Below are 26,698 nucleotides of genomic sequence, written 5' to 3'. Positions count from 1 at the left end.
CGGGTAGTGCATATCCGACGAACGGAAGGATCATCCACCGCACACTGGCGCATTGACCGTCACTTTCGGATCATCGACGAGCGGCTGGACCGGCACTCGCGCCTCGCCGGTTGCCGTCGGCTCGTTCAGTTCGTATCGCAGTTCGACCGTCGCGCCCTTGGGGATGGTGACGGGGACCGTGAAGACGGGATGTCCCAGTTCATCTCCGTGAATGGCGAACGACTGCTTGCCGTCGATGCTTGCCTTCGTCAGAGTCGCGCCGTTGGTCGACAGCAGCGACACCATGGCGAGGTTCGTTCCGTACGGCAGGGGCTTTTCCTTGAACGTGCCTGCGACGATGCGTGGAAAGTCGGAGTCCGGTGTGTTGTTGGTGAGGCGCACGGTAACCGCCGTCGTGCGTGTGTCACCTGTGCAGTCGCCGGCGGTGTAGTCGATCTCGCGGTCGAGGTAGTAGTCCAGCTTGTTGCCGCCGTTGTTGTTGATCACGACGCCGGCGTAGGGGGCGGGGTCCTGGGGCACCGTGTATCCCAGCGTGGTGTCGGCGAGAATCGCCTGCTCTTCCGGATGCGCACTCCATACCGCGATGCGTCGCTCCCCGGCGGCCCGCCCGACAGCGTCGAGCAGGCGCTGCGGTGACTCGATCTTGCCGGTCATCTTCTCGACGACCTTCCCGGCGATGGTCTGCAGGTATTCCTTGCGGTCGGCGTTGTCGGCGGTGTAATTGGCCTCGTCGGTGATGAATCGGGTGTAGGCGGTGGATTCGGTGAGTTCCACGACGTTGTCGGCGTCGACAACCTCGCCGTCGGGCAGGGTGACCGGGCCGACGGCGGCCAGGACGTAGCTCAGCGCCACCGGGTCGGTCGCGATTGCTCCGTCCACCTGCTCGCCCGACTCCTGCGCCCACATCGACTGCCAGATCCGGCCCGCGTACGGGAAATGGGAGCTCAGGTTGCTGTTTCGGATGTCGACCGAGGGGTTGTAGTTGCCGTACATGCTCTTGTAATCGGGGCCGAGATCGAGAGGTCGTTTGTCGTAGGACACTTCGGAGTTCTTGCCGAGCTTCTCGATGCCCAGTTTTCCGTTGCTGGCGCGGATGACGCTGTAACCGCCGACGAGTCCGCCGGTGGCCCGTGCCTCCGCGTTGGTCTGAAACGCGAGGAAGTAGCTCCGAGGTCCGTCGAGGCCGAGCATCGCCGGAAGTACTTTGGCACCGATCGTCGTGTTCTCCAAAAGTTTTGCCACGTCGTCGGTCTGATTCTGTAGCTCGGTGCGCGCATCGTCCACCAGGCCGAGGTATCCCGCGCCTCGAATGCCCTGCGCCTGAGTTGCCAGGTTCCGCGCTGCGGTCGACGTCTCCTGCAGCGCCGGGGCGGCGTCGCGCAGCGGCTGGAGTTGCACGCGGCCGCCTTCGCCGATCAGATCCCGGGGCGACAACGCGACGCCGACGTCGACCGCGGGGGTGAGAACGTCACGAGTAAGCCCGACCACGACGTCGGACATCTGCTGCGCTGACTCGAACGGCGCGCCGAGCCCGGGAACGGCAGCCAGGGAACTCCACGGGACCGAATGCAGGTTGTCCTGTGCGCCGGCGGCCCGTTCCCGGGCTTCGGTCGCCGCTCGCTGCGCGCCCTCCGTGTCGCCGTCGAGCAGTGAATCCTTGGCGAGCTGCGCGTTGTCCCGCGCACCGGTGAGGTTGTGCTGGACCTGCCAGGCCGAGTAGCCGAACCATGCGACGACAGCGACAGTGGCAATGCCCACACCGGTCAGTACGTGCCGTCGAACGGTCCATCGGCGCGGCGCTGTCGGCGCCTCAGCGGGTATCGAACCGTCGCTGTGGGAGTTGTTGGGCGACTTCGCGTCCACTTAGGTCTGCTCCTAGCTATCGAGGATAAGGTTTCTGGTCGCGTAGCTGAACTGCCAGTCGCGGGAGGAATGCACGGGACTACCGCTGGTCGTGTCATGGCGACGGTTTCCGCTGCCGCATTCACGTTTTCCGCGAAGTTCGTAGACCTGCGCCAACTTGTCGTATCCTCCTCTGGCCGTGTCTGTTCGGTTATCAAAGAGTAAGGGTAAGCGTCGCCATGTTCCTGTTCGGTGGTGGCACGGGCACCCGCCGCACGAGCGCTGCGAATGAGCTGGGACTGCGAGTAGGGTCACCGTAACGATTTCCTCTGCAACACCCATACGTATACGGCCCGCGTTCGGGCTGTTCGTCAAGTTGTAGATCGGGGGACAGATAGTGGGCTCGGGGTTCCCGCGCAAGAATGCAGGTGAAGTGGATTCACGTGCCTTCCCGCTTTCGCATGCCCAAAAGGGGCTGTGGTTCGCGCAGCAGTTGGAACCGAACGTTCCGATTCTCGTTGCGCAGTATGTCGAGCTTCGTGGGCCTGTGGACGTCGGAGCGTTGAAGTGGGCGTCCGAGCAGGGCTCGTTCGACATCGAGTCACCTGGGGTGCGGATCGTCGACTACACGGGTGAGCCGTACCAGTTGGCGGACGAGACGATCGACGACGAACTCGCCTACGTCGACCTGCGGCCTCGTGAAGATCCCGTGGCGGAGGCGCACCGGTGGATGGATGAGCGGCGACGCCGCCCCATGTCGGTGTACCGGGACCGGCTGATTTCGGCGACACTGCTGCACGTCGGCCGTGACCACTACCTTCTCACCACCTTCGCGCACCACCTGATTCTCGACGGCTACGGCGCCATGGTGCTGATGAATCGGGTTGCCGAGCTCTACACGCACGCAGTCGAGCGCACGGAAGCTCCCGCGTCGAAAGCGCTGCCGCTACGCGCACTGTACGAGGCCGAGGATGCGTACCCGCAGTCCCGCCGGTTCGAGATCGACCGACAGTACTGGTCCGAACGAACAGCGAATCTGCCCGAGCCGTCCCGTCTGACCGATCGGGAGAGCGCCCCGTCGGCGGTATCGTTGCTCGCCGGCAAGGTGATGGATCCCGGCGTCGTCGACGAGCTGGAAGCGCTCGCTCGGGAGTGGAATTCGTTCGAGGTACCGATCGTGGTCGCGGCGTTCGCCGCATTTCTCGCTCGGATGACGGGCAATTCGGATGTCGTGCTGAGTCTCCCGGTGTCTGCTCGCACCACCGCGGGGGCGCGCCGGTCGGGCGGCAGTGTGGCCAACATCGTTCCGCTCCGGATCGTGGTGGATGCGCACGGGACTGCACGCGACCTGGTGCGCCGTGTCCAGCTCGAACTGACCGGTGCGCTGCGGCATCAACGTTTCCGGTACGAAGACATACTCCACGACATGCGTTCGACCTCCCGCGTCGGCCGCGGCTTCGGTCCGATGGTCAACATCATGATGTTCCACAGGGAGACGTGGTGGGGTGAAGTACTCGGTGAATTGAACGTTCTCACCGCGGGGCCGGTCGACGACCTTGCGGTGGCGATCTATCCGGGTGCCGCGGGTCAGAACGTCCGCGTGGACTTCGAGGGCAACCCGGCAGTCTACGAGCGAGACGAACTTGCGGGACACCATGCGAGATTTCTGGAGTATCTGGGCGGATTCGTGGGCGCGGACGCCGAGGCGGCGGTGGGCAGCCTGCCGTTGCTTACCGACGACGAACTCGAAGTGCTGGCGCCTCTCGCGGGTCCTCCCTCGGTGTCTCCGCTCACGCTTCCGGACATGTTCGACCTGACAGCGGATTCCGACACGGTTGCGGTCCGCTGTGGAGATGTCGAGATGACGTACCGCGCTCTGCACGAGCGATCGAATCGGCTCGCGCGCAGACTGCTCGCACAGGGTGTGGGCGTCGGCAACCGTATTGCATTGATGCTGCCGCGCTCGATCGACCAGGTGGTGGCGGTGTGGGCCGTCGCGCGGTGCGGCGCGGCGTTCGTTCCGGTGGACCCTGGCTACCCGGCCGAACGCATCGCGCACATGATCGAGGAATCCGGCGTCACCATCGCTGTCGCAACAGAACCGGAGGTGGTGCCTCGGGGTGTCGAGTGGGTGGATGTGGCCGATGCGCCGGGGGACGGCACACCTGTCGCGGATGCAGAACTGGCACACCCGATCAGGCTGGACAACGCGGCGTATGTCATCTACACGTCCGGCTCGGTGGGGGCCCCACGCGGTATCACCATGCCCCATCGGGGACTTGCGAATCACGCCGCCGCATTGCGTCGTCTCTATGCAGCAGATTCCCGATCGCGAGTGCTGATGTGCGCCTCGCCCTCCTACGACGCGTCGATTCACGAGTTGTTGGTCGCGGTCACAGCGGGCGCGACGTTGGTGATTGCGCCGCCGCCGGTGCGCGGAGGGAAGGCGCTGGCCGACCTGCTGCGGCGTGAGCGGATCACCCACTGGACCACGACACCGGCGGTCCCGGCGCAGATGGATCCGGCTGGATTGACCGATCTCGAGGTACTCGCTGTCGCGGGTGAGGTCTGCCCGCCGGAACTGGTGGCGCGGTGGGGCGTGGGCCGCACCGTGCTGAACTTGTACGGGCCGACGGAAGTCACGGTGTGGGCCACGGCCACCGGAGCGCTCGTCCCCGGTTCCCGCACCACGATCGGGCGACCGATCGAAGGTGTGTCGGCAGTGGTGTTGGACCGCTACCTGCAGCCGGTGCCGGCCGGAGTGGTGGGCGAGTTGTACCTGTCCGGTCCGGGGGTGGGCCGCGGATACTTGGAGCGGCCGGGTGCGAGCGCGACTCGTTTCGTCGCCAACCCGTTCGCGACCGATCTGCAACGCATGTATCGGACGGGCGATCTCGTACGGTGGTCGACGGACCACGAGTTGGAATTCGTGGACCGGGCCGACGATCAGGTGAAGATTCGCGGATTCCGGGTCGAATTGGGCGAGATCACCGCGGTTCTCGGCCGGCATCCGGGTGTCGACACGGCGATCGCGGTGGCACACGACCGGAACGGTGAGTTGGTGGTGGACGGTTATGTTCACGGCATCAGCCTGGATCCCGATGACGTTCTCGCCGGCGTGGCCGAGCGACTGCCGGCGTACATGGTGCCCTCGACGGTCACCGTTCTCGATGCGGTGCCGCTCACCCCCAGCGGCAAGGTCGATCGATCCGCGTTGCCGATTCCTGCGCCGTACGAACGCGAGTTACGTTACTGGGCACAGCAGCTCAAGGGCCTGCCGTGTTCCCTGCCGTTGCCGGTGGACCACGACGTCTCGGTGAACTCCGGTGCACTCACCGGTGCGGTTCCGTTCGCCGTGGATCCCGCACTGTACCGAGGTGTGAACCATCTTGCGGCCCAGCACGAGGTCTCGCTCTTCACCGTTGTCCACGCAGCCGTGGCGGTATTGTTGTCCGTGGTGAGCGGTGCGGACGATCTGGCCGTCGGAGCGGTCCTGTCGGACTGCCCCGACGGAGGGGACGGCCACGATTCCGAGCCTCTGGTGCTGCGCAGCAGACTCGATCCACGTCTGACGTTCGAGGAGTTCCTGGTCGAAACCCACCACGTCGAGCGGGCCGCACGCGCACACGGTGCGGTCCCGTTCGCGAACGTGGTCGATGCTGTCGGGCAAGACCTTTCGCCGGATCGTCACCCGCTCTTCCAGGTGATGCTGTCGGTGGAAGCGGAGACGGAGCGGGAGTTCGACGGCCTGGATCTGGTGGTGTCGCTGCGCGGTCGGGTCGACGGACACGGTGACCGAGTCGAGGGTGTATTACGTTACGCTGAACCTCGTTTCGAGCGACCGACGGTGGAGCAATGGACGCGGCGGCTGCACCGGCTCTTCGTGGTCATCGCCGACAACCCCGGCGTTGCGCTGAGCTCGATCGACCTGCTGACGCCGGACGAGCGGGCCGGAGCCATCGGAGGGACGAGGGATTCGGCGCACCAAGACGTGTCGTTGTCCGACGTGTTCCGGCAGCGAGTTGCCGACCACCCGGACGCCGTGGCCGTCGGCCGCGGTGGCGAGGTGCTCTCCTATGCCGAAGTCGACCGTCGCGCCGACCGTCTGGCGCGAACGCTGACGGCATCCGGCATCGGAGATTCGAGCATTGTCGCTGTCGGACTGTCGAATCCGGTCGACACGGTTGTAGCGCACATTGCCGTGCTGCGGGCAGGCGCAACCTGCCTGCCCCTGAGTCCCGACCATCCCATCGAACGCATCCGGTACATACTGGCCGACGTGGTGCCGGCACTGCTGCTCATCAGTCGGGCCGACGCCGGAGCGATTCCTCACGGCGGATACCGGACACTGCTGCTCGACGACGTCGAGCGGAACAGCGATGGCGGCAACGGAGTTACGGCGTCGGAGTGGGAACCGATTCACCCCGACCGCGTTGCCTATGTGCTCTGCCCCGTGGGCTCGGAACCGGTCGCGGTGACCCACGCGAATGTGCTGGCGCGTGTGCGGTCGGGCAACGACTGCGACGCCGTGGTCGCGGACATGTGGGATCCACTCGTCGATGGGGGGACGGTGGGACACGATCGACAGGATCGACAGGATCGCGAGCCTGCGCAACCCGCCGACCTGGATGCCGGGTCCCGCATCTATGTGCTGGACCGGGCGTTGCGGCCCGTTCCGCCCGGCACGGTCGGGGAATTGTATGTGGGAGGGCAGCAGGTTGCCCGAGGATTTCACCGTCGGCCCGGGGGTACTGCCGAACGGTTCGTGGCAGACCCGTTCGTGCCCGAAGGTACGGAGGGCACCGGGGGAGTACGGATGTACCGAACCGGGGACCGAGGGCGGTATCGCGACGGGCGACTGGAGCGGCTACCGGGTGCATCCGGCGACAGCAGCCTCGCCCGGTGGCAGCGGGCGTTGCGCGGCGTCGGTTCGTCGTCACCGGTGCCGACCGACCGGATAGTCGGGGGAGTTGCCTCCCCGTCGGACTGCGTGCACGAGTTCGCGATCGGTTCCGATCGCCACGAGGCCGCCCTGCGGTTGGCACGAGAGCAGGGCGTGACGCTGTTCACGGTGTTGCGGGCGACTCTCGCAATCCTGCTCGCACGCATCGGCGTTCACCGCGACATCGTCGTCGGTGGCAATGCGGGGCTGGCGGGAGATCGGGCCCACACGGTGGCGTTGCGGACCCGCGTCACCCCCGCCATGTCGTTCCTCGAGGTCCTCGAGCAGGTCCGGAACTTCGATGTTGCGGCTTTCCAGGATGCGGACGTGCCGTTCGAGGCCCTCGCCGACCTGCTCGGTGGCGAGCGACCGCAGGTGTCGCTCGCGCTCGCGCCGACCTCGGAGAACGGCACCACTCCGACGCCATTCGATCTGGCGTTCACGTACTCGGAGCGCTGGTCGGATCACGACCCGGTCGGAGTGGACGGTGTCGTCACCTACACGCCGTCGCTGTTCGACGCCGCGACGGTTCGATCGCTGGCCGAGTTGTTCGTGGACGTGCTGGCCGTCGTCACCGACCGTCCCGAGATCGACGTGGGCAGCATCGGCCTCGCTGCCGGCGCAGTCCTCGACGGCGGCGAACCTTCTGCACCGAGGTCCCTTTCCGAGATTTTGACCGGCACTGCCCGCGACTTCCCGACTGCGTCGGCACTCTCCGACGGTGCCGTGACCCTCACCTACCGTGACCTCGACGCGCGGTCCGATTCGCTGGCGCGCGTCCTGATCGACGCAGGTGCGCGGCCGGGCCGCGTGATCGCGCTCGCCCTGCCGCGGTCGGTGGATTTCATGATTGCGCTGTGGGCCATCACCAAGACCGGTGCGGCCTTCGTCCCGGTGGATCCGACACATCCGGCCGAGCGTCTGGAAAGAGTGCTGACCGAGGCCGACGTGTGTGTCGGGGTCGGGGCGATGTCGGTGGGCGGTTCCCGGATCGCGTGGCTCCCGGTCACCGCGGGTGACCATCTGAACGATGTTCCTCCGGTGCATGTTCCGGTGCATCCGGACGAGGTGGCGTACATCATCTACACGTCGGGTTCCACCGGCACACCCAAGGGGGTGATGGTGCCGCACCGCGGTGTGTCCTCACTGACCGAGGAGGCGGTGCGTCGGTATCGGGTCACGTCGGACTCCCGGGTGCTCCACGCCTACAACCCCACCTTCGACGCCGCGCTCCTCGAGGCGCTGCTCGCGTTCGGAGCGGGTGCCTGCCTGGTGGTCGCCCCCGCCGAGGTGTATGCGGGACCGGATCTGCACCGTGTGCTCGTGGATCACCAGGTGAGCCATTATCTGTCGACGCCGGCAGTGCTGGCCTCCCTGAAAATGGAGGGGCTCGAGCACATCGAGGTCGTCGCGGTCGGCGGTGAGGCTCTGCATCCGGATCTGGCCGCGGCATGGAGCGACGGCCGGCGGATGCTCAACGCGTACGGGCCGACGGAGTCGACCGTCGTCGCCACCCTTGCCGCGGTGGACGGCCACGTGACCATCGGTGGACCGATTTCCGGCACCAGCGGTCGGGTGCTCGACGACCGATTGCGCCCGGTTCCCGTCGGTGCGATCGGTGAGCTGTATCTGTCCGGTTCCGGACTGGCCCGCGGATACGTCGGTGATCCTGGGCGAACCTCGGTGCGATTCGTTGCGGGTGCGGGCGGTACTCGCATGTACCGGACCGGCGACCTGGTGCATCGCCGTGCCGACGGCAATCTGCAGTTCATCACGCGAGTGGACCGGCAGGTGAAGATTCGTGGCGTCCGCATCGAACCGGGGGAGGTCGACGCGGTGATCACCCGGGTCGCCGACGTCGACGGTGCGATCACGGTGGCCCGGCCCAACGCTGCCGGTGCCGACGCGTTGGTGTCGTATGTCGTGCCCCGCGGTTCCCTCGACGTCGAGTTGTTGCGCAAGAGGCTCGAAGACGTGTTGCCGTCGTACCTGGTGCCTGCCGCGGTCGTGGTGCTCGACGCATTTCCTCTCAACGCCTCGGGCAAGATCGACGTGAAGGCGTTGCCGGCGCCGGTACTCGAGTCGAGGGTCTTCCGAGCGCCCGTGTCGGCGGTGCAGGAGGCCGTCGTTGCCGTCTTCGCCGAGGTGCTCGCAGTGGAGCAGGTCGGGCTCGACGACGAATTCTTCGCGCTGGGCGGTAACTCGCTGATCGCGACGCAGGCGGCCGCCCGATTGGGTGAGGCGCTGAATGCGCACGTGCCGGTCCGGATGCTGTTCGAGGCGTCGACGGTGGAAGCGCTTGCCGAGCAGGTGTCTTCGCTGGTGGGCACGGGTAACCGTCCGGTCCTGTCGCGGCGGCCTCGACCGGAATGTGTTCCCCTGTCGCCGGCGCAGCAGCGGATGTGGTTCCTGAGCCGCTTCGACCCGGCATCCCCGGCATACAACATGCCCCTGGCCGTGCGGTTGACGGGAGAGCTGAACGTGCCCGCACTGCAGCAGGCGGTGCGCGACGTGCTGGAACGGCACGAATCTCTCCGGACGGTGTTCCCGGAACACGACGGTGAGCCGGTGCAGATCGTGTTGCCCGCAGAAACTGTCGAATTGGATTTGTCGCCGACAACCGTGACGGAAGATGCCGTGGACGCCCACGTGCTCTCGGTCGTCGCACGGGGTTTCGACGTCTCGGTGTCGGTGCCGATCCGTGGACGACTGCTGCGGGTGAGCGACAACGAACTGATCCTGGTCGTGGTGGTTCACCACATCAGTGCGGACGGCTTCTCCATGGCACCGCTGGCGCGGGATGTGGCGACGGCATATTTGGCGCGGTCGAGGGGCGAACGTCCCGGGTGGACACCGCTCGAGGTTCAGTATGCCGATTTCGCGCTGTGGCAACGCGAGGTGCTGGGCGACGAAGGTGACCCGGAATCGCCGGCGGCGACGCAGTTCGACTATTGGACGCGCACACTCGCGGGAATTCCCGAGTTCCTCGAACTACCGACCGACCGCCCCCGGCCCGCGGCACGCACCAATCGGGGTGCTGTCGTGCCCGTGACCATCGGTGCCGACACGCATCGACGTCTCGATGCGATTGCACAACAACACAATACGACACTTTTCATGATGGTGCACGCCGCTCTGGCGGTGTTGCTGGCGCGCGTCACAGGAACCTCGGACATCGTGATCGGCACTCCGGTCGCGGGTCGCGGCGAGCGGGTGCTCGACGACGTGGTCGGCATGTTCGTGAACACGCTCGTGCTGCGTACCGAGGTGGATCCCGACGCCTCCCTTCTCGACGTGCTGGAACAGGTGCGCGAGACCGATCTCGGGGCGATGGCCCACGCGGAGGTGCCGTTCGAGCGGCTGGTCGAGATTCTGAATCCGGCTCGTTCGCAATCGTATTCGTCGCTGTTCCAGGTCATGCTCGCGTTTCAGAACCAGACCGAGGCGGCGCTGGAACTGCCGGGACTGACCATTGCGCCGTTCGAGATCGATGCGCAGGTCACCAAGTTCGACCTCGACTTCTCACTGTCGGACAGCTACGACGACAAGGGTGACCCTGCCGGTGTCTCGGGGACTCTCACGTACTCCACCGAGCTGTTCGATTCCGCGACGGCGGATCGGTTCGTCAGCGGGTTGGTGCGCGTCGCCGAGGCTTTCGCAACGCAACCGGGTCGTCAGGTCCGCGATCTGTCCCTGCTGACGGACGACGAGACGGTCCAGATGCTGGACACGTGGAATTCGACGGACGTGGAGTTGCGCGCAGCGACTCTGGTCGATCTTCTCGATGCCCAGATGGCCCGCGTCCCGGGCGCTGTTGCCGTCGTCTTCGAGGGCGATTCGTTGACGTACGGCGAGCTGGACTCGCGTGTCAACCGCCTGGCGAGGCTGCTCGTCGAGCGTGGAGTGGGCCCGGACTCCCTCGTGGCGCTTGCGTTCGAGCGCTCGCCGGAGATGATCGTCGGAATGTGCGCCGTCCTCCGGGCCGGCGGTGGTTACGTGCCTCTCGACCCCGACCACCCGGCGGAGCGTATCGAGGACGTGCTGAGCTCCGCGGCGGCGGATCTGGTGTTGACCACATCGTGGACCCGCGCGTCGTTGCCTGCCGGCACCGCGCACGTCGACATCGACACCGTCGATCTTTCCGGGTTCAGTGCGCGGCCGATCTGCGATGCCGACCGAGTGCGCCCGCTGCGGCCGCAGAACACCGCCTACGTTCTCTTCACGTCGGGATCGACGGGACGACCCAAGGGCGTGACCGTCAGCCACGCGGCAATCGTGAATCAGCTGCGCTGGCTCGCCGATGAGTACGAGGTCACCGCTGACGACCGCGGAGTGTTGAAGGCCCCGTACACATTCGATGTCTCGGTGTGGGAGGTCTTCCTGCCCCTGATCGTGGGAGCCCAACTGGTGGTGACGCGGCCCGGCGGGCATCGCGACCTCGAATACCTGGCGTCAGTCATCCGCGAGCGCCGGATCACCATGATGCATTTCGTGCCGTCGGTACTGGCCGCGTTCCTCGTGATCGGTGAGGGGGACGCCCTGTCCCCGTTACGACACCTCTTTGTGGGCGGCGAGGAGGTGTCGTCCGAGCTCGCGGAGGACGTGATCGCTCTCCGTCCGGGCGCATTCCACAATACGTATGGTCCCACCGAGGCGGCGATTACCACGACAGCGTTCAGGCTGGGCGACTCCGTGGATGCGCGAGTGCCGATCGGTGCGCCGGTGTGGAACACCCGGGCGTATGTGCTGGACGCACGGCTGAATCCCGTTCCGGTGGGTGTCGCCGGCGAGCTCTATCTCGGCGGCGACCAAGTGGCCCGCGGCTATGTGGGACGGAGCGAACTCACTGCGGAACGATTCGTGGCCGATCCCTTCGGACTGGCAGGAGAACGCCTGTATCGCACAGGTGATCTCGTGAAGTGGACCCGAACTGGTCAGCTGGTGTATCTGGGCCGAACGGACCTCCAGGTCAAGTTGCGTGGCCTGCGAATCGAACTGCGGGAGATCGAGTCGGTACTGGAGGCGGCGGCGGGGGTGTCCCAGGCCGCCGTGGCACTGGTCTCGGACGAGCGTGGCGGTGACCACCTCGTCGGTTACGTCGTGGCCGACCAGGGCTGGCGTATCGATACTCACGAATTGGCGGCGTCTGCCCGAGAACGGCTACCCGCGTACATGGTGCCGTCGCAGATCATGATTCTGGACGAGCTGCCCTTGGCGTCGGCCGGGAAGCTCGACAGGCGTGCGCTTCCGAAGCCGCGGTTCGAACCACGGGCGTTCCGCGCCCCGGTGACGGACACCGAGGTTGCGGTGGCCACCGCCTTCGCGGAGCTGCTGAGTCTCGAGAGGGTGGGTGCAGACGACAATTTCTTCGAACTGGGCGGAAACTCTCTGATGGCGGTACGCGTGGTGAGTGCGCTCGAGGCGTCCACCGGCGTTACGGTTCCGCTGCAGATGGTGATGACCGATCCGACCCCGAGTTCGATAGCGGCACGGTTGAGTTCGGCCGATCGGCACCGTGACGGCGCGCTCGACGTCGTCTTCCCGATCCGGACGGCAGGGGAGGGGCGCCCACTGTTCTGCATCCACCCGATCGTGGGTCTCGCCTGGTGCTACACGGGTCTGACGTCCAGGATCGATCCCGAACGGCCGATCTACGGCCTTCAGTCGCCGGCGATCACAGGCGAGGACTCGCTGCCGGCGTCGATCGACGATCTCGCGGCGAGGTACGTGGAGGAGATCCGCCGGATCCAGCCTCGCGGGCCGTACGAACTCCTGGGTTGGTCGCTCGGCGGAGTCCTCGCGCATGCGGTCGCGGTGCAACTCCAGGCAGCGGGTGAGGAGGTGGCGACCGTCGTGATGCTCGACAGTTACGCGCATCAACCGGACCCGAGGGACACGGAGATGCCGGTGAGCGTGGGTGACCTGCTGGCGGGAATCGGTGTCGAGGGGGACGTGCCGGCGGCCGTCGCGGACATGACACCCGCATCGGCGGTGGACCTGCTGGCGGCGACGGGCGGTCCGATGGCCGTTCTCAGCCGCGACCAACTCCAGGGGCTGGTCGAAAGTGCCGCACACAACTGCGCGCTGCTCGAGCGCCACAGTCCGGGTGTCTTCCGCGGTGACGTCGCGTTCTTCACTGCCGGCCGGGACGATCCCACGGGATCGGCGGCCGCCGCGAGCTGGGAGCCCTACGTGGCAGGCGCTGTCCGAAACCGCATCGTCGACAGTGCGCATTGGCACATGACGTCACCGGGCGTGTTGAGGGTGGTCGGGGCGGCCTCGAGACGCTGAGCCGGTCAGTACCGAATCCGGAACGGCGTTCGGCGGCGTCGCCCGGTTCGTCGAGCCCACGGTCGGTCCCCGGTGGTCGAGAACGTCCAGACGGCAACGGCGATGGCCGCAACGGACAGCAGATCGGACACCGTGAGGCCGTGCGTGGCATCGAACTCCCAGAGGACCTGACCCTCGAGCGGGCCATTGCCGAACAACCAGAGCACGGCGGCAGCGACGGTGGCTGCGGCGGACAGGCGCGAGGGGCGTGCAAGGCACAGTGTGGTAGCCGCAAACAACAGGTTCATGAATACGAGTGGATAGAAGGACAGCGCCATCCCGTCATTCTTCCAAGCTGCCCAGGGATCGCGCCCGCTGGGGCACGGTCATGCAACCGTTCGGTCGGGAGGGTCGTTCTTACTCGTCGCGTCCTCTTTGGCGGGCAGTTCGTGCAGGTCTTTCTGCCGAATCGCTTTCCCGATGAGGATCGCGAGCGGCACCGACAGCGCTATCCAGGCGAGCGCGACCCAGGCAATCCACCACACACATCGAGTATGCCTGGCCCCTTGACAGCTGCCCAGGCCCAGCCGTTTCTCCACTACCGGGCAGGAAAATTCCTCGGGCGGGACAGGGTCTGCACGACTGGGGTCCGTCGAGGTCCGTGGGGACTGGTCGGTAGCGGAAATTCGGAAAAATTACCTGGTCATCGCTGGTTTGCGGTATCGAGTTCGGGGCACCCCCTCGGTAGGGATTGGTTCTCTTTTCAAGGAGGTGGGTGATGACGACACCAGGTATGTCGATCGAGAGACACCCTGATATCGCCGAGTTGCGGGCTCGCTACGACCGGGTCTCGGAACAGCCGATGACGCAGGTCACCGAGGGCCTGATGTTCATGGCGGGCCTGTACATGGCGGCGTCGCCGTGGATTGTCGGGTTCGCGAGCCAGTCGGGCCTGGCGATGTGCAACCTGTTGTCGGGTGTTGCGGTGGCACTGCTCGCGGTCGGTTTCACGTCGGCCTATTCACGCACGCACGGCATGGCGTTCGTCGCGCCGCTGCTGGGTCTGTGGATGATCGTCAGCCCGTGGCTGGTCGTCGGAGTAACCACCACGGCGGGAATGATCTGGTCGAACGTGGTCTGCGGCATCGTCGTGTGTCTGCTGGGTCTCGGTATCACCGCCATGGGGATGGCGGACGGTGGAATGAGCATGAGGAGCATGAGGAGGAGGTAGTCGCGGCGCGTGCCTTCATGGGGATGGGGCACGAGTCACAGAAGCGCCCGCCGATTCGGTGGGCGCTTCGCTGAGTTCACCTAACTTTGTTTGAGGAACGCGTCGTGCTCCTGGTGGGAGCGTTTGATGAGGTCCATCAGTGCGGTTTCCTCGCGGACCATCTTCTTGAACTTCGGGTCGAGCTTCTTGAGTTGTTCCTCCTCATTGAGCAACTTGTCATACATGCGTTCGCGCTCCGCCAGGTCGGCGGTGTAGTCGAGGTCGAGGTAGTTGATCGCGTGCCGCCGTGCGCCGGCGATGGCGGACTGTGCCCTGCCCCGCTTGCTGGTGAGCGACGCGATCACGGTGATCACGAGGATGCCGATGATGACGGCCAGCGACGCGAAAGTGCTGATTTCGATGACGTTCACGGGTTCGCCGTCGTTGACGAACGGCAGGTTGTTCTCGTGCAGCGCATGCAGTATCAGCTTGACCCCGATGAACGCGAGGATCGCGGACAGTCCGAACGACAGGTAGATCAGGCGGTCGAGGAGACCGTCCAGGAGGAAGTACAGCTGCCGCAGACCCATCAGCGAGAACACGGTGGCCGTGAAGACGACGAAGACATTTTGCGTGAGGCCGAAGATCGCGGGAATGGAGTCGAGCGCGAACAGGATGTCGGTGCCGCCGATCGCCACCATCACCAGCAGCATCGGCGTCATCGCCCGCTTGCCGTTCTCGATGGTGAAGAGTTTGTCGCCGTCGTAGTGCTCGGTGGTGTGCATGAACTTCTTCGCGATCCGGATGATGAAGTTGTCGGCCGAGTGCGAATCCTCGGTCTCGGGTCGCAGCATGTTGCCGGCGGTGATCAGCAGGATCAGGCCGAAGAAGTAGAACACCCACGCGAACGAGTTGATCAGCGCGGCGCCGAGGAAGATGAACGCGGTCCGGGCGAAGATCGAGAACACGATGCCGAACAGCAGGACCTTCTGCTGGTCTTCGCGCGGCACCCGGAAGCTGGACATGATGATGAGGAAGACGAAGAGGTTGTCGACGGACAGCGCCTTCTCCGTGACGTAGCCGGCGAAGTATTCCGAGCCCATGTCGACGCCGCCGAAGATCAGGACCGCGACACCGAAGAGCAGCGCGAGGCCGACGTAGATCGACGACCAGATCGCCGCTTCCTTCAGCGTCGGGATGTGCGCGTGGCGGACGTGGAAGAAGTAGTCGAACGCGAGCAGAGCGACGATCACGAGGATCGTCACAATCCAGGCGAACGGAGTCACATGCATCGTCTCTGCCTTTCAGCTGAAGCGAACGCGCCTTTTCGTCAGCGTAGTCGCGCGCAGGGCGGGACTTGGCGGAACTGCCACGGTCGCCGGGACGGCACACGCATTGCCGTCCCGGCGATCGGGCTCATCCTCGGTCGCCGAACACCGTCCGGTGCCAGTCCTTCCTGGCGATTCCGGTGATGTCGGACATGACGTGCTTGACGTTGGTGTATTCGTCGAGCGAGTACGTCGACATGTCCTTGCCGTAACCGGACGCTTTGTACCCGCCGTGGGGCATCTCGCTGATGATCGGGATGTGGTCGTTGATCCAGACACAGCCTGCGGCGATGTCGCGGGAGGCGGTCTGTGCCCGGTACAGGTCCCGTGTCCACGCCGACGCCGCCAGCCCGAAGTCGGTGTCGTTGGCGAGTGCGATTCCGTCCGGATCGTTTTCGAACGGCAGGACGACGAGAACCGGGCCGAAGATCTCCCGCTGCACGATCTCGCTCGACTGGTCGGCACCCACGACGAGTGTCGGCTCGTAGTAGAAGCCGGACGCGAGGTCGCCGCCGGGGATGGAACCGCCGCGGACGATCTTCGCCCCGGTGTCGCGGGCGCGGTCGATGAACCCGGCGACGTGCTGCTGCTGTCGCCGCGACACCAACGGACCCATGTCGGTGCCGGGATCGGACGGGTCGCCGAGGCGAACGGTATCCATGAGCGCTGCCACTCCGGCGACGAAGTCGTCGTACAGCGGCCGCTGCACGTAGGCGCGGGTGGCCGCGGTGCAGTCCTGGCCCGAGTTGATGAGGGCACCGGCGACGGCTCCGTTGATCGCGGCCTCGAGATCGGCGTCGTCGAACACGACGAACGGGGCCTTGCCGCCCAGTTCCAGGTGGAGTCGTTTGCCCGCAGCTGCGGCCGCGATCTGTCGACCCACGGGCGTCGATCCGGTGAAACTGACCATGCTCACGTCCCGGTGTGACACCAGCGACGACCCGGTCGTCGCGCCGCGGCCGGTGATCACGTTGACGACGCCGTCCAGCATGCCGGCTCGGGACGCGGCCTCCGCGAACAGCAGCGACGTCAGGGGAGTGATCTCCGCGGGTTTGAGCACGATGGTGTTGCCTGCGGCGACCGCGGGCAGGATCTTCCACGCGGCCATCTGCAGCGGATAGTTCCACGGCGAGATCGAGCCGATCACCCCGATCGGTTCACGGCGGATGCTGGACGTGTGGTCGGGGGAGTACTCGCCCGACGCCTTTCCCTCCAGATTGCGGGCCGCCCCGGCGAAGAACGACACGTTGTCGATCGACCCGGGAACGTCGAACTCGGTCGACAGTTTGATGGGTTTGCCCGTCTGCCGGGTTTCGGTGCGTGCGATGTCGTCGGACATCTCCGTGAGCTCGGCAGCCCATCGGGTCAGGACGGCGGAACGCTCGCCCGGGCTCGTCGTCGACCATTCCGCGTAGGCGGCCTTCGCGGTGGCGACCGCGTCGTCGACGTCGTCGACGGACGCCTCGGTGCGGGACGAGATCACCTCACCAGTGGCCGGATCGAGCACCTCGTACCGGTCGGCCGCCCGGCCGTCCCGGTAGCGGCCGCCGACGTACAGCCCGGGAAGGTCCTGGTGGTTCACAGCAGGGTCCAGGCTTCGGTGAGGACGCTGCGGAGGATGCGTTCGATCTCGTCGAATTCGGCCTGACCGCAGGTCAGGGGCGGGGCGAGTTGGATGACCGGGTCGCCGCGGTCGTCGGCCCGGCAGTACAGGCCGGCGTCGAACAGGGCGGTGGAGAGGAATCCGTGCAGGATCCGCTCGGCCTCCTCGTCGCTGAACGACTCCTTGGTGGCCTTGTCCTTGACCAGTTCGATGCCGTAGAAGAAGCCTTCCCCGCGCACGTCGCCGACCATCGGCAGATCGGTGAGCTTGTCGAGGGTGGCCCTAAACGCCGGCGCCTGCTCGGCCACGTGGGCGTTGAGGCCCTCGCGTTCGAAGATGTCCAGGTTCGCCAACGCGACCGCCGCGGAGACGGGGTGCCCGCCGAAGGTGTAGCCGTGCGCGAACATCGACGTCCCGTCGGCGAACGGTTCGAACAACCGGTCGGAGGCGATCATCGCCCCGATCGGCGAGTACCCGGACGTCAGGCCCTTGGCGGAGGTGATGATGTCGGGCACGTACCCGAAGTCGTCGCACGCGAACATCGACCCGATCCGCCCGAACGCGCAGATGACCTCGTCCGAGACCAGCAGCACGTCGTATTCGTCGCAGATCTGCCGGACCCGTTCGAAGTAGCCGGGCGGGGGTGGGAAGCAGCCGCCGGCGTTCTGCACCGGTTCGAGGAACACGGCGGCGACGGTGTCCGGGCCCTCGAATTCGATGGCCTCGGCGATCCGGTCGGCGGCCCAGATCCCGAACGCCTTCGGGTCGGAGCCGAGGGGTTCGGGGGCCCGGTAGATGTTGGTGTTGGGGACCCGGAACGCGCCGGGGGTGAGCGGTTCGAACGGGGCCTTGAGGGCGGGGATGCCGGTGATGGCGAGGGCGCCCTGCGGGGTGCCGTGGTAGGCGATGGAGCGGGAGATCACCTTGTGTTTGCCGGGTTTGCCGACCTTCTTGAAGTACTGCTTGGCCAGTTTCCAGGCGCTTTCGACGGCCTCGCCGCCGCCGGTGGTGAAGAAGACCCGGTTCAGGTCGCCGGGGGCGTAGCCGGCGAGGCGTTCGGCGAGTTCGATCGCCGGTGCGGTGGCGTAGGACCAGAGCGGGAAGAACGCGAGCTGTTCGGCCTGCTTGGCGGCGGCCTCGGCGAGCTCGAGGCGGCCGTGCCCGGCCTGGACGACGAACAACCCGGACAGCCCGTCGAGGTAGCTCTTGCCGGTGGCGTCCCAGATCCGGGCGCCCTCACCGCGGGTGATGATCGGCGGGGTGATGCCCTCCCCGTGCCGGGAGAAATGACCCCACAGGTGGCGGCGGGCGGCCGCCTCGAGGTGCGACGTAGTGGGCGAAGAGTTGGTAACCGTGGTCATCGGGTTCCCCAATCATATTGCTGTTTGACAAGTTTCAGGTACACCATCGTCTCGGTGCCGAGCACACCGGGAATAGTGCGAATTTCTTTGTTGAGCACGGTCAGGAGGTGGTCGTCGTTCTCGCACACGATCTCGGCCAGAATGTCGTAGGCGCCGGCCGTCAGCACGACGTAGTCGATGGCGTCGACGTCGGCGAGCCGGGCGGCGATCTCGGTGACGTCCCCCGAGCAGCGGATTCCGACCATGGCCTGTCGTGCGAATCCCACTTGGACGGGGTCGGTCACCGCGACGATCTGCGTGACGCCGGTGTCGATCAGCTTCTGCACGCGTTGGCGTACAGCCGCTTCCGACAATCCGACGACCTTGCCGATGGCCGAGTACGACCGTCGTCCATCCTCCTGAAGTTGCTCGATGATCTGCTTGGACACGGGATCGAGAGAGGTGGGCTGCTCAGACATGGTCGAATCCTCCCTTGCGCGTCGTATCGAAGACAATCGGCTCGGACATTTCGGAAACTATCGCCTCTTCCCGGTGACGGCGGTACTCACGACTCGGGCACCTTCACTTCCGTGTCGGCGGTGAGGGTGCGTCCGCGGAAGAAGTTCCGGGAACCGGTCGCGAAACACAGCAACATCAGGGGGATTCCGACCACCAGCATTCCGACGCCGAGAACGAACACACCCCCGAACGGGCCGAACGCGGTGAAGCCGTAGTCGGGACGCAGCATGTCGACGGCGCTCTGAACGAAGGCCCACGTCATGCAGAGCGCGCCGAGCAGCGGAAAGATGCCGCGCATGAACAGATTACGTGCCGAGTCGAACAGGGTCCGGCGGAAGTACCAGACGCACGCGTAGGCGGTGATGCCGTAGTAGAAGGCGACCGCGAGTCCGAGCGACGCCACCGAATCCTGCAGGGCGTTGGCGCTGGCGAACGACAGGACCAGGTAGAACAGAAGCGCCGCCGCACCCATGACCAGGGTTCCGAAGCCGGGGGTCATGTATCGGGGGTGCACGGAGGCGAACCGGCGCGGCAACGCTTCGTAGACCGCCATCGACAACGTTCCCCGAGCAGTCGGCAGGATGGTGGTCTGGGTCGAGGAGAGCGCGGAGATCGACACCGTCAGCAGCAGCAACGAGGCTGCCACCGGACCGGCGACCGGCCCGCCCAAGGTGGTCAGCACGTCGTCGACGTTCTCCGGGTTGTTCAGGCCGATGCCGGTGTCCCCGAACCCGGCGAACGACTGGACCGCGTACCCGACCAGGACGTACGTGGCGACGAGGATGACCGTGGTCAAGACCGCGGCGCGGCCAGGAGTCCGCTCGGAATCCTTCGTCTCCTCACCGACCGCCAGGCAGGCGTCCCACCCCCAGTAGATGAAGATGCACAGGATGATCGCCTGCGCGGCGCTGGACATCGAGACACCGGTCGGAATGATCCAGTCGAGTTTCGGGGTGACGGCCTGCGGTCCGGCGGTGCCGCCGAACACCTTCGACAGTGCGAGGACGCTGACCCCGATCAGGACGGTGAACTGCACCGCGATCAGGACATTCTGCAGTCGTTCGCTGATGAGGATGCCGCGAAAGCTGACGTAGGTCATGGCGGCGATGAAGAAGCACCCCAGCAGAACCTTCGCGGCGAGCGACTCGGCGGCCGCGTGCAAACCGAGAACCTCGAACAGGTAGATCGCCGCAATCTCCGCGGTGTTGGCGAGGACGATGATCGCGGACACGGCGAGTCCCCATCCCGCCATCCAGCCGATCCACGGACCGAACGCCTTGGTGCCCCACGTGAACGAGGTGCCGCAGTCCGGGGTGTCCCGATTGAGCTCACGATAGGCAAATGCCGTGAGCAGCATCGGAATGAACGCGACGAGGAACATCGACGGTGCCTTGTCGCCGACGGCCAGAACGACGTAACCCAGCGTCGCGGCGAGGCTGTAGGCGGGAGCGACCGAGGACAGCCCGATCACCGTGTTGCCGACCAATCCCAGTGCCCCGCTGTTGAGGCCCTTCGCGGAGCCGAGCGGGTCGTGGGTGTTCGAGGACTGGGTGTTCGAGGGCTGGGTCTTCAAGGGTGGAGGTTCGGCAATGCTCATCAAATTCTCCCTCGAGGTGTGTGGCTGCGGGCAGAAGTGCCCTTGCAGGTGTAGTGAAGGGGTGCAGTGGTTTCCGTGTCTTGGTGGCGCCGGGGCTAGGTGGTCGACGCGGCGATGAAGACTTTCCGCAGCCTGTCACGCACGATCCACCGGGTCTTCTGACCGGACCGCAAGTGGACGACACTTCCGGGACCGAGCTCGAGATCCGGGGTGTCGTCCTCGAACTGCACTGTCGCGTCGCCGCTGAGCACCACGAACACCTCGTCGATCTCGACATCGTGCGAGACGCTGGGCTCGATCTCCCACACGCCGACGGTGACACCGGCGAAGTCGCCGAGCACTCGTTCGCCGACCATCGGCACGCTGTCGCCGATCGCCTGCTCGACCGGGAGACGGTGGTAATCGAGATCGGTGGTGCGAGCCTCGGTGTGCGGTCCGGATTCCCAGGCGACGACCCCGGTCGCGGGGTCGCTCACGAGTCGAACCCCAATCCGACCGCGTCGAGAGCCTTGAGGAAGAGGTTCCGCCGGCCTTCCGTGTGATCGGCGCGGTCGAGGGACCACCGGGTGGCGTTGATGCCGGCCGCCGCCAACGGTTCGGGCGGGAAGGGGAGGGGCATGGACTTCACCAGGTCCAACTCCGTCAACGCCGTCGTCTCGCCGGACACCTTGTCGAGCATGACGTTCGCCGCGAAGCGGGAGGCGCCGACGCCGAGACCGGTGAAGCCGGCCGCGTACGCGATCCGCCCCTTGGCCGCGGAACCGAAGAACGAGCAGAAGCGTGTCGACGTATCGATGACGCCGCCCCACCGGTGGGTGAATTCGAGGCCCTCGAGCTGGGGGAACGTGGTGAAGAAGTGGCTCGCGAGCAGGGCGTGGGACTCGGGACGGTCTTCGAGGTCGTGGTGCATTCCTCGCCCGAAGTGGTAGATCGCGTCGTATCCGCCCCAGAGGATTCGGTTGTCCCGGGTGAGCCGGTAGTAGTGGAACTGGTTGGACATGTCGGCGATGCCCTGTCGGGCAGACCATCCCACCTCGGCGAGCTGTGCGTCGGACAGCGGTTCGGTCATGAGCACATAGTCGTACACCGGAACCGTGTGCAGCCGGTACCTCTTCAGTAGGGACGGAAAGGCGTTGGTTGCCAGGATGACTCGTCCTGCCGACAGGGTCGCGGACGCCGTCCGAACGCCGACCCGGGACGACGATCGGGAGCGGACGAGATCGAGCACCTTGGTGTGCTCGAACATCTCGACACCGTGCTCCGCGCAGGCCCGGCCGAGTTCGGTGGCGAGCTTCGCCGGATGCACCAGCGCGGTGGATTCCTTGTCCCACACACCGGCCAGATACGTGGGCGAATTCACCTGCGCGCGCATCGCGGGCCCGTCCAGCACCGTGGTGGTAGCGCTCGGGGCCGTGTCGAACACGTCCTTCGCCTGGTAATCGGCGATCGCGACCGAGATCGCGCCGTTCCGTTCGAAATCGCAGTCCAACCCCAGGGTGTGGACGGTCTTCTCGATGGCGTCGAGGTTCTCGAGCCCGAGCGCCTCGAGGGTGTCGATCTCCCCCGGCCAGCGTCGACGGCCGTTCTCGCTGCCGTGGGTCAGGCTCGCTTCGACGAACCCGCCGTTACGGCCGGATGCCGCCCATCCGATGGTCTCGCCCTCCACGAGGGCGACGGACAGGTCGGGGTGGCGCTGTTTCGCGAGGAGAGCACTCCAGAGTCCGGTGTATCCGCCGCCGACGACCACCAGGTCGTACGCGGCGTCGGCCGAGGCGGCCGGGTAGGTGGGTGTGTCGGCGACGTCCTCGATCCAGAACGGTGCCAACCGGGTGCGCCGGAGCGCATGGTCGACAACCTTGGCGTTCGGTTGATGCTTCTCGAACACTGTCTGCAGCAATGGGGCACCTTTGTCGATGGACTGACCGAAGGTGACGTGTGAGGCACGTCACCGTGGCCCCTATCCTGACGTGGAGCCGCCACTATTTCAATAGCAAATGAAGAAAATCATTGCTGATTTCGTGGTCGATGTGGATTTTGGAAACCGAATCGGTTGTCTTGGTCGATTCGTACGGCCGGCCCCTAGCGGCGCGCGATGGTGCCGAGGTGCAGCGACACCGAGCGGACCGGGCTGATTCTCGCCTCGTCGCCGGACTTGACGGCGTGAACGGTGCCGAACTCGACGGTCTCGTCGGGGTAGGCGCCCGCGAACGCGTAGGCGTAGTAGGTCCCCGCGACCGCATCTCCCGGGACCGTGTAGGCGATGGCCTCCTCGAGGACCTCGCCCGGTTGCAGGTCGACGTCGATCGGCCCGAAGAACGGGTCGCTGGTGCGGCCGTCCGGGGAGACCGCGCTGACCCATACCTGCCCAGCGAAGGGACGGTCCTCGGGGGCCTCGACGAGCATGGTGGTGTCGACGGTCCCGCCCTCCGCCGGCAGCGTGGTGTCGGAATCGGCGCGCAGCGTGACCCGCACCGGCAGATCCGTGTCGGGATTCGCCGGCCCCGTCGACGCGGGCGAACCATCACCGACCTCGGGCCAGCCGTTCGCCCACACGATCCGGTCGATCATCCCTTCGCGCCGGCGGGCCCCGCTGGGCAGATCCCGGTTGTCCCGCGGAATGGCGTGGTACACGATCCAATCCGAGCCCGCGTCGTCGGAGACCACCGTGTTGTGGCCCGGCCCGGCCCACGGTTCGCTGCCGGCGAGGATGAGGGCGCCGCCGCCGTCGTTCAGGTCCTGGCCCTTCCGGTCGAGGTACGGCCCGGTGAGCGACTCCGACCGGCCGACGAGGACGCGGTAGGCGGTGTCGGCGCCGTTGCAGCAGTTGCCGGCCGAGAGGAACAGGTAGTAGTAGCCGTCGTGGAATTCGACGTACGGGCCTTCGAAGCGCTCGTCCGCGACGCGCACGGGTTCGCCGGCCGCCGCGGTGCCGTCCGGGCTGAGCGGGATGGCGTGGACGCCCTGGAAGTTGCCGACGAACATGGTCTTCGTCGTTCCGTCGTCCCACACGAACGGGTCGATGGTGCCGCCGACGCCGACGTCGTGGGCGCAGAACACCGGACGGCCGAGATCGGTCCACGGTCCGGTCGGGCTGTCGGCGGTCGCGAGGCCGATGCACGGGTTCGACTCGTCGTAGAGCGAGTAGTACAGGCTGTAGCGGCCGTCGGATTCGAGGACGTTCGGCGCCCACGCGAGTTTGCCGTCCGGATGCCACGCGGGCCGGTCGGGGAAGACGTCGCCGAGGTACATCCAGTCCATGAGGTCGGCGGACTTGAAGATCGACATGTTGTGCATGCCCTGGCCGTCGCCCCAGTCGTCGGCGGTCGTGTACATGTAGAACATGCCGTCGGACGCGCGGACGACGCTCGGGTCGGCGGCCACCGGTTGCACGATCGCTTCTGCGGTGGCCGACGGGGCAGGCGCACCCATGAAGACGAGAAGCGTCAGGGTCGTCACGATCCACCCGCGCCGTGGACGGTGCCCAGTGCCGGACCTGTGTAGCGCAGCATCGTCAGTGTCCACGTCACTCCCAAGTCTCGCCCGCCCGGAATCCGCAAATCTATAAGGGTGAGGTCGAGGTTAAGGGTGGAACCGGCTCACTGCGCCGGACTGCAACCGAACCGTGTTCTGCGGACGGTGACCGACGTCAGGTCGTGGGGTCGAGCAGAACCAGAGGGATCTCGCGGTCCGTCTTCTTCTGGTAGCCGGCGTATCCCTTGTAGGCGGCGGTCACCTGCGGCCACAGACGGGCCCGCTCGTCGGGGGTTGCCACGTGGGCGCGCATGGACTGCGCGGGGTTTCCCTGGAGCGACAGTTGGACCACCGGGTTGGCCTGCAGGTTCAGGAACCACGCGGGGTTGCGGTCGTCGCCGCCGCGGGACGCGACCACGACGAGGGTGTCGCCCTCCCGCACCGGCACGGTCAGCATGACGCTGTGCACCTTCCCGGTCTTGCGGCCGACGGTGGTCAGCTCCACCGCCGGCATCTTGTTGAAACTCTGCCCGACCCGCCCACCGGTGACGCGCAGGAGGGCGCGGTGGGCGGCGTTCATGAACTTGAGTCCGCGGTCCGAAGGCATGCAATTGAGCCTAACGGTCTGGGTGCCCGCCGGAGGCGACTCGCGCTGTTAACGGATGGTCGTCGACGAGTTCGCTCGGGCCGATTCCGGCCTCGCCGGCGATTCCGGCGAGTTCCGCGCCGACCGACTCGTGCGGCTCGTCCGCCGTCGCCTTCTTCTGCGGACCGGTGAGCAGCGAGGCGATTCCGCCGATCACGCACGCGACGATCGCGAAGGCGAACGCCATTGCCAGGCCGTCGGCGAACGGGCCGGAAATCAGCTGGGGGAAGAAGTCGAGGCCGGTCAGCTGTGCCTGTTGCTGCTCGGTGAGTGACGACAGATTCGGCCCGAGCAGTTCCCGGATCGGGTTGACGCCGAGGAACGCCGCGAACAGCACCGCGACGGCGGGCAGGTTCGCGATCTGGGTGGCCTGCGCCGCGGACACCCCGTACGCGATGAGCCCGTCACTCATCGCGGCCGGAAGGTTGGAGCTGAGGCCGGCGATCATCAGGCTGAAGAAGAAACCGATCGACAGCACCATCGCCGCGTTCTGGAATGTCGTCATCATGCCTGCGCCGACGCCGCGCGCGTTGGCGGGCAGGCTGTTCATCACCTCGGCGCGGTTCGGTGCGGAGAACATGCCCATGCCTATGCCGTTGATCAACAGCGTCACGGCGAATGCCCAGTAGTGGAAGTTCACTGGGAGCGCGATCAACAATCCGAACGTGCCCGCGGTGATGAACATGCCGGTGCTGGTGAACCACTTGGTGCCGAGCTTGTCGGAAATCAAGCCGGACACCGGTGCCGACAGCAGGAATCCGACGGTCATCGGCAGCATGTAGATGCCCGCCCACAGCGGGGTGCGGCTGAAGTCGTAGCCGTGCTGCGGCAGCCAGATGCCCTGGAGCCAGATGATCAGGATGAACTGCAGACCGCCGCGGCCCAGCGACGCGACCAGGTTCGCGATGTTTCCCCAGGTGAACGACTTGATCTGGAACAGGTGCAAGTTGAACAGGGGATTCGCGACCCGGGTCTCGATGACGCAGAAGACCGCGAGGACAGCGAGGCCGCCGACGAGGCACCAGAGCACCAGCGGACTGCCCCATCCCATCGACGAGGACCCGTACGGCTGGATGCCGTAGGTGATGCCGACCAGGACGGCGATCAATCCGACGGCGAACGTGATGTTGCCCCACCAGTCGATGTCGGCGTGCTGGCGGACGCCGGTGTCGTGGAGTTTCAGGTACGCCCAAATGGTGCCGACCACGCCGAAGGGAACCGAGACGAGGAAGATCAGATTCCAGTGGATCGGTGCGAGAATGCCGCCGATGAGCAGGCCGAGGAAGGATCCGGCGATCGCGGCGACACCGTTGATGCCGAGCGCCAGCCCACGCTGATCCGCGGGGAAGACGTCGGTGAGGATCGCCGACGAGTTCGCCATCAGGAACGCTCCGCCGACCCCCTGCACGACCCGCCACCCGATCAGCCACAGTGCCGCCTCGGACCCGTCGAACCACGTCACGGCCAGGAAGATCGAAGCGATCGTGAACACCGCGAAGCCCATGTTGTACATCCGGGCGCGGCCGAACATGTCGCCGAGCCGTCCGAAACTGACGACCAGGACCGCGGTGACGACGAGGAAGCCCATCATCATCCACAGCAGGTAGCTCGTGTTGCCGGGTTCGAGTGGGTTGAGGTGGATGCCCTTGAAGATGTCGGGGAGGGCGATCAGCACGATCGACGAGTTGATCGTCGCCACCAGCATGCCGAGGGTGGTGTTCGACAACGCAATCCACTTGTAGTGCGGGCCGAGTTCCTCGAGTGTCCGGTTGTCGTCACCGATCGGGACGGAAGGTTCCTTCGTGTGGGAGACCAAGGGATTGCACCTCTCGGGTTTTCATAGTTTTCAAAAGTAAGTAAATGGAAAGCAAAGTGTTCGGTTGTCGCGTGTTCTTTGTGGTGGGCAATCGGCCGACCGAAGCATCCCCCG

Annotated in this window: 15 protein-coding genes; 2 read left to right on the top strand and 13 right to left on the bottom strand. The window is 66.0% G+C overall.

Annotation, left to right across the window (positions count from 1 at the left end; genetic code table 11):
* Positions 1-30 precede the first annotated feature (30 nt).
* On the bottom strand, positions 31-1,863 hold the full coding sequence (locus ACFWAY_RS14920; protein WP_378511075.1) for a DUF4012 domain-containing protein: 1,833 nt from the start codon (positions 1,861-1,863) through the stop codon (positions 31-33).
* Between the two features lie 412 nt (positions 1,864-2,275).
* Here ACFWAY_RS14920 and ACFWAY_RS14915 point away from each other — a divergent pair, with 412 nt between their 5' ends.
* Positions 2,276-13,075: an amino acid adenylation domain-containing protein gene (locus tag ACFWAY_RS14915; RefSeq protein WP_378511074.1), complete on the top strand. Its 10,800-nt coding sequence runs from the start codon at positions 2,276-2,278 to the stop codon at positions 13,073-13,075.
* A gap of 5 nt (positions 13,076-13,080) precedes the next feature.
* Here ACFWAY_RS14915 and ACFWAY_RS14910 read toward each other — a convergent pair whose 3' ends face one another.
* Positions 13,081-13,392 (bottom strand): hypothetical protein, encoded by a 312-nt coding sequence (locus tag ACFWAY_RS14910; RefSeq protein ID WP_378511073.1) that lies wholly within the window; start codon positions 13,390-13,392, stop codon positions 13,081-13,083.
* Positions 13,393-13,440: 48 nt separating this feature from the next.
* A complete protein-coding gene (locus tag ACFWAY_RS14905; RefSeq protein ID WP_317567875.1) occupies positions 13,441-13,599 on the bottom strand; it encodes a hypothetical protein in 159 nt (52 codons plus the stop codon).
* A gap of 233 nt (positions 13,600-13,832) precedes the next feature.
* On the opposite strand from ACFWAY_RS14905, the gene ACFWAY_RS14900 reads away from it, so the two are divergent.
* Positions 13,833-14,285: an SPW repeat protein gene (locus tag ACFWAY_RS14900; RefSeq protein WP_378456286.1), complete on the top strand. Its 453-nt coding sequence runs from the start codon at positions 13,833-13,835 to the stop codon at positions 14,283-14,285.
* An 80-nt stretch (positions 14,286-14,365) separates the two neighbouring features.
* On the opposite strand, the gene ACFWAY_RS14895 is transcribed toward ACFWAY_RS14900, so the two are convergent.
* From ACFWAY_RS14895 to ACFWAY_RS14850, 10 genes are all read right to left on the bottom strand, one after another.
* The gene (locus ACFWAY_RS14895; protein WP_378511072.1) at positions 14,366-15,556 is read right to left on the bottom strand and encodes a TerC family protein; all 1,191 of its coding nucleotides are present in this window, start codon (positions 15,554-15,556) and stop codon (positions 14,366-14,368) included.
* A gap of 124 nt (positions 15,557-15,680) precedes the next feature.
* Entirely contained in the window at positions 15,681-17,174 is a 1,494-nt protein-coding gene (locus tag ACFWAY_RS14890; RefSeq protein ID WP_378511071.1) for a gamma-aminobutyraldehyde dehydrogenase, read from the bottom strand.
* Complete coding sequence (locus tag ACFWAY_RS14885; protein WP_378511070.1) at positions 17,171-18,556, bottom strand: aspartate aminotransferase family protein; 1,386 nt, start codon at positions 18,554-18,556, stop codon at positions 17,171-17,173. The genes ACFWAY_RS14890 and ACFWAY_RS14885 overlap by 4 nt, the downstream gene beginning before the upstream one ends.
* Positions 18,553-19,014: an Lrp/AsnC family transcriptional regulator gene (locus ACFWAY_RS14880; protein ID WP_378456291.1), complete on the bottom strand. Its 462-nt coding sequence runs from the start codon at positions 19,012-19,014 to the stop codon at positions 18,553-18,555. The genes ACFWAY_RS14885 and ACFWAY_RS14880 overlap by 4 nt, the downstream gene beginning before the upstream one ends.
* An 86-nt stretch (positions 19,015-19,100) precedes the next feature.
* Positions 19,101-20,651: an APC family permease gene (locus ACFWAY_RS14875; protein WP_378511069.1), complete on the bottom strand. Its 1,551-nt coding sequence runs from the start codon at positions 20,649-20,651 to the stop codon at positions 19,101-19,103.
* 95 nt (positions 20,652-20,746) lie between these two features.
* Positions 20,747-21,127 carry a cupin domain-containing protein gene (locus ACFWAY_RS14870; RefSeq protein WP_378511068.1) on the bottom strand — a complete coding sequence of 127 codons (381 nt, stop codon included), beginning with the start codon at positions 21,125-21,127 and terminating at the stop codon, positions 20,747-20,749.
* Positions 21,124-22,548 (bottom strand): NAD(P)/FAD-dependent oxidoreductase, encoded by a 1,425-nt coding sequence (locus tag ACFWAY_RS14865; protein ID WP_378511067.1) that lies wholly within the window; start codon positions 22,546-22,548, stop codon positions 21,124-21,126. The genes ACFWAY_RS14870 and ACFWAY_RS14865 overlap by 4 nt, the downstream gene beginning before the upstream one ends.
* Positions 22,549-22,730: 182 nt before the next feature.
* Positions 22,731-24,173: a family 43 glycosylhydrolase gene (locus tag ACFWAY_RS14860; protein WP_378511066.1), complete on the bottom strand. Its 1,443-nt coding sequence runs from the start codon at positions 24,171-24,173 to the stop codon at positions 22,731-22,733.
* Positions 24,174-24,297: 124 nt separating this feature from the next.
* Positions 24,298-24,729 (bottom strand): nitroreductase/quinone reductase family protein, encoded by a 432-nt coding sequence (locus ACFWAY_RS14855; protein WP_378511065.1) that lies wholly within the window; start codon positions 24,727-24,729, stop codon positions 24,298-24,300.
* 10 nt (positions 24,730-24,739) lie between these two features.
* Positions 24,740-26,584 (bottom strand): MFS transporter, encoded by a 1,845-nt coding sequence (locus tag ACFWAY_RS14850; RefSeq protein ID WP_378511064.1) that lies wholly within the window; start codon positions 26,582-26,584, stop codon positions 24,740-24,742.
* Between the last annotated feature and the right edge of the window lie 114 nt (positions 26,585-26,698).

This window comes from Rhodococcus sp. NPDC059968 (genome assembly GCF_042738615.1).
In the GTDB taxonomy this organism is placed as follows: Bacteria; Actinomycetota; Actinomycetes; order Mycobacteriales; family Mycobacteriaceae; genus Rhodococcus_F.
The sequence above is the reverse complement of the archived record's forward strand: the minus strand, read 5'-3'. Positions and strand labels throughout refer to the sequence as shown.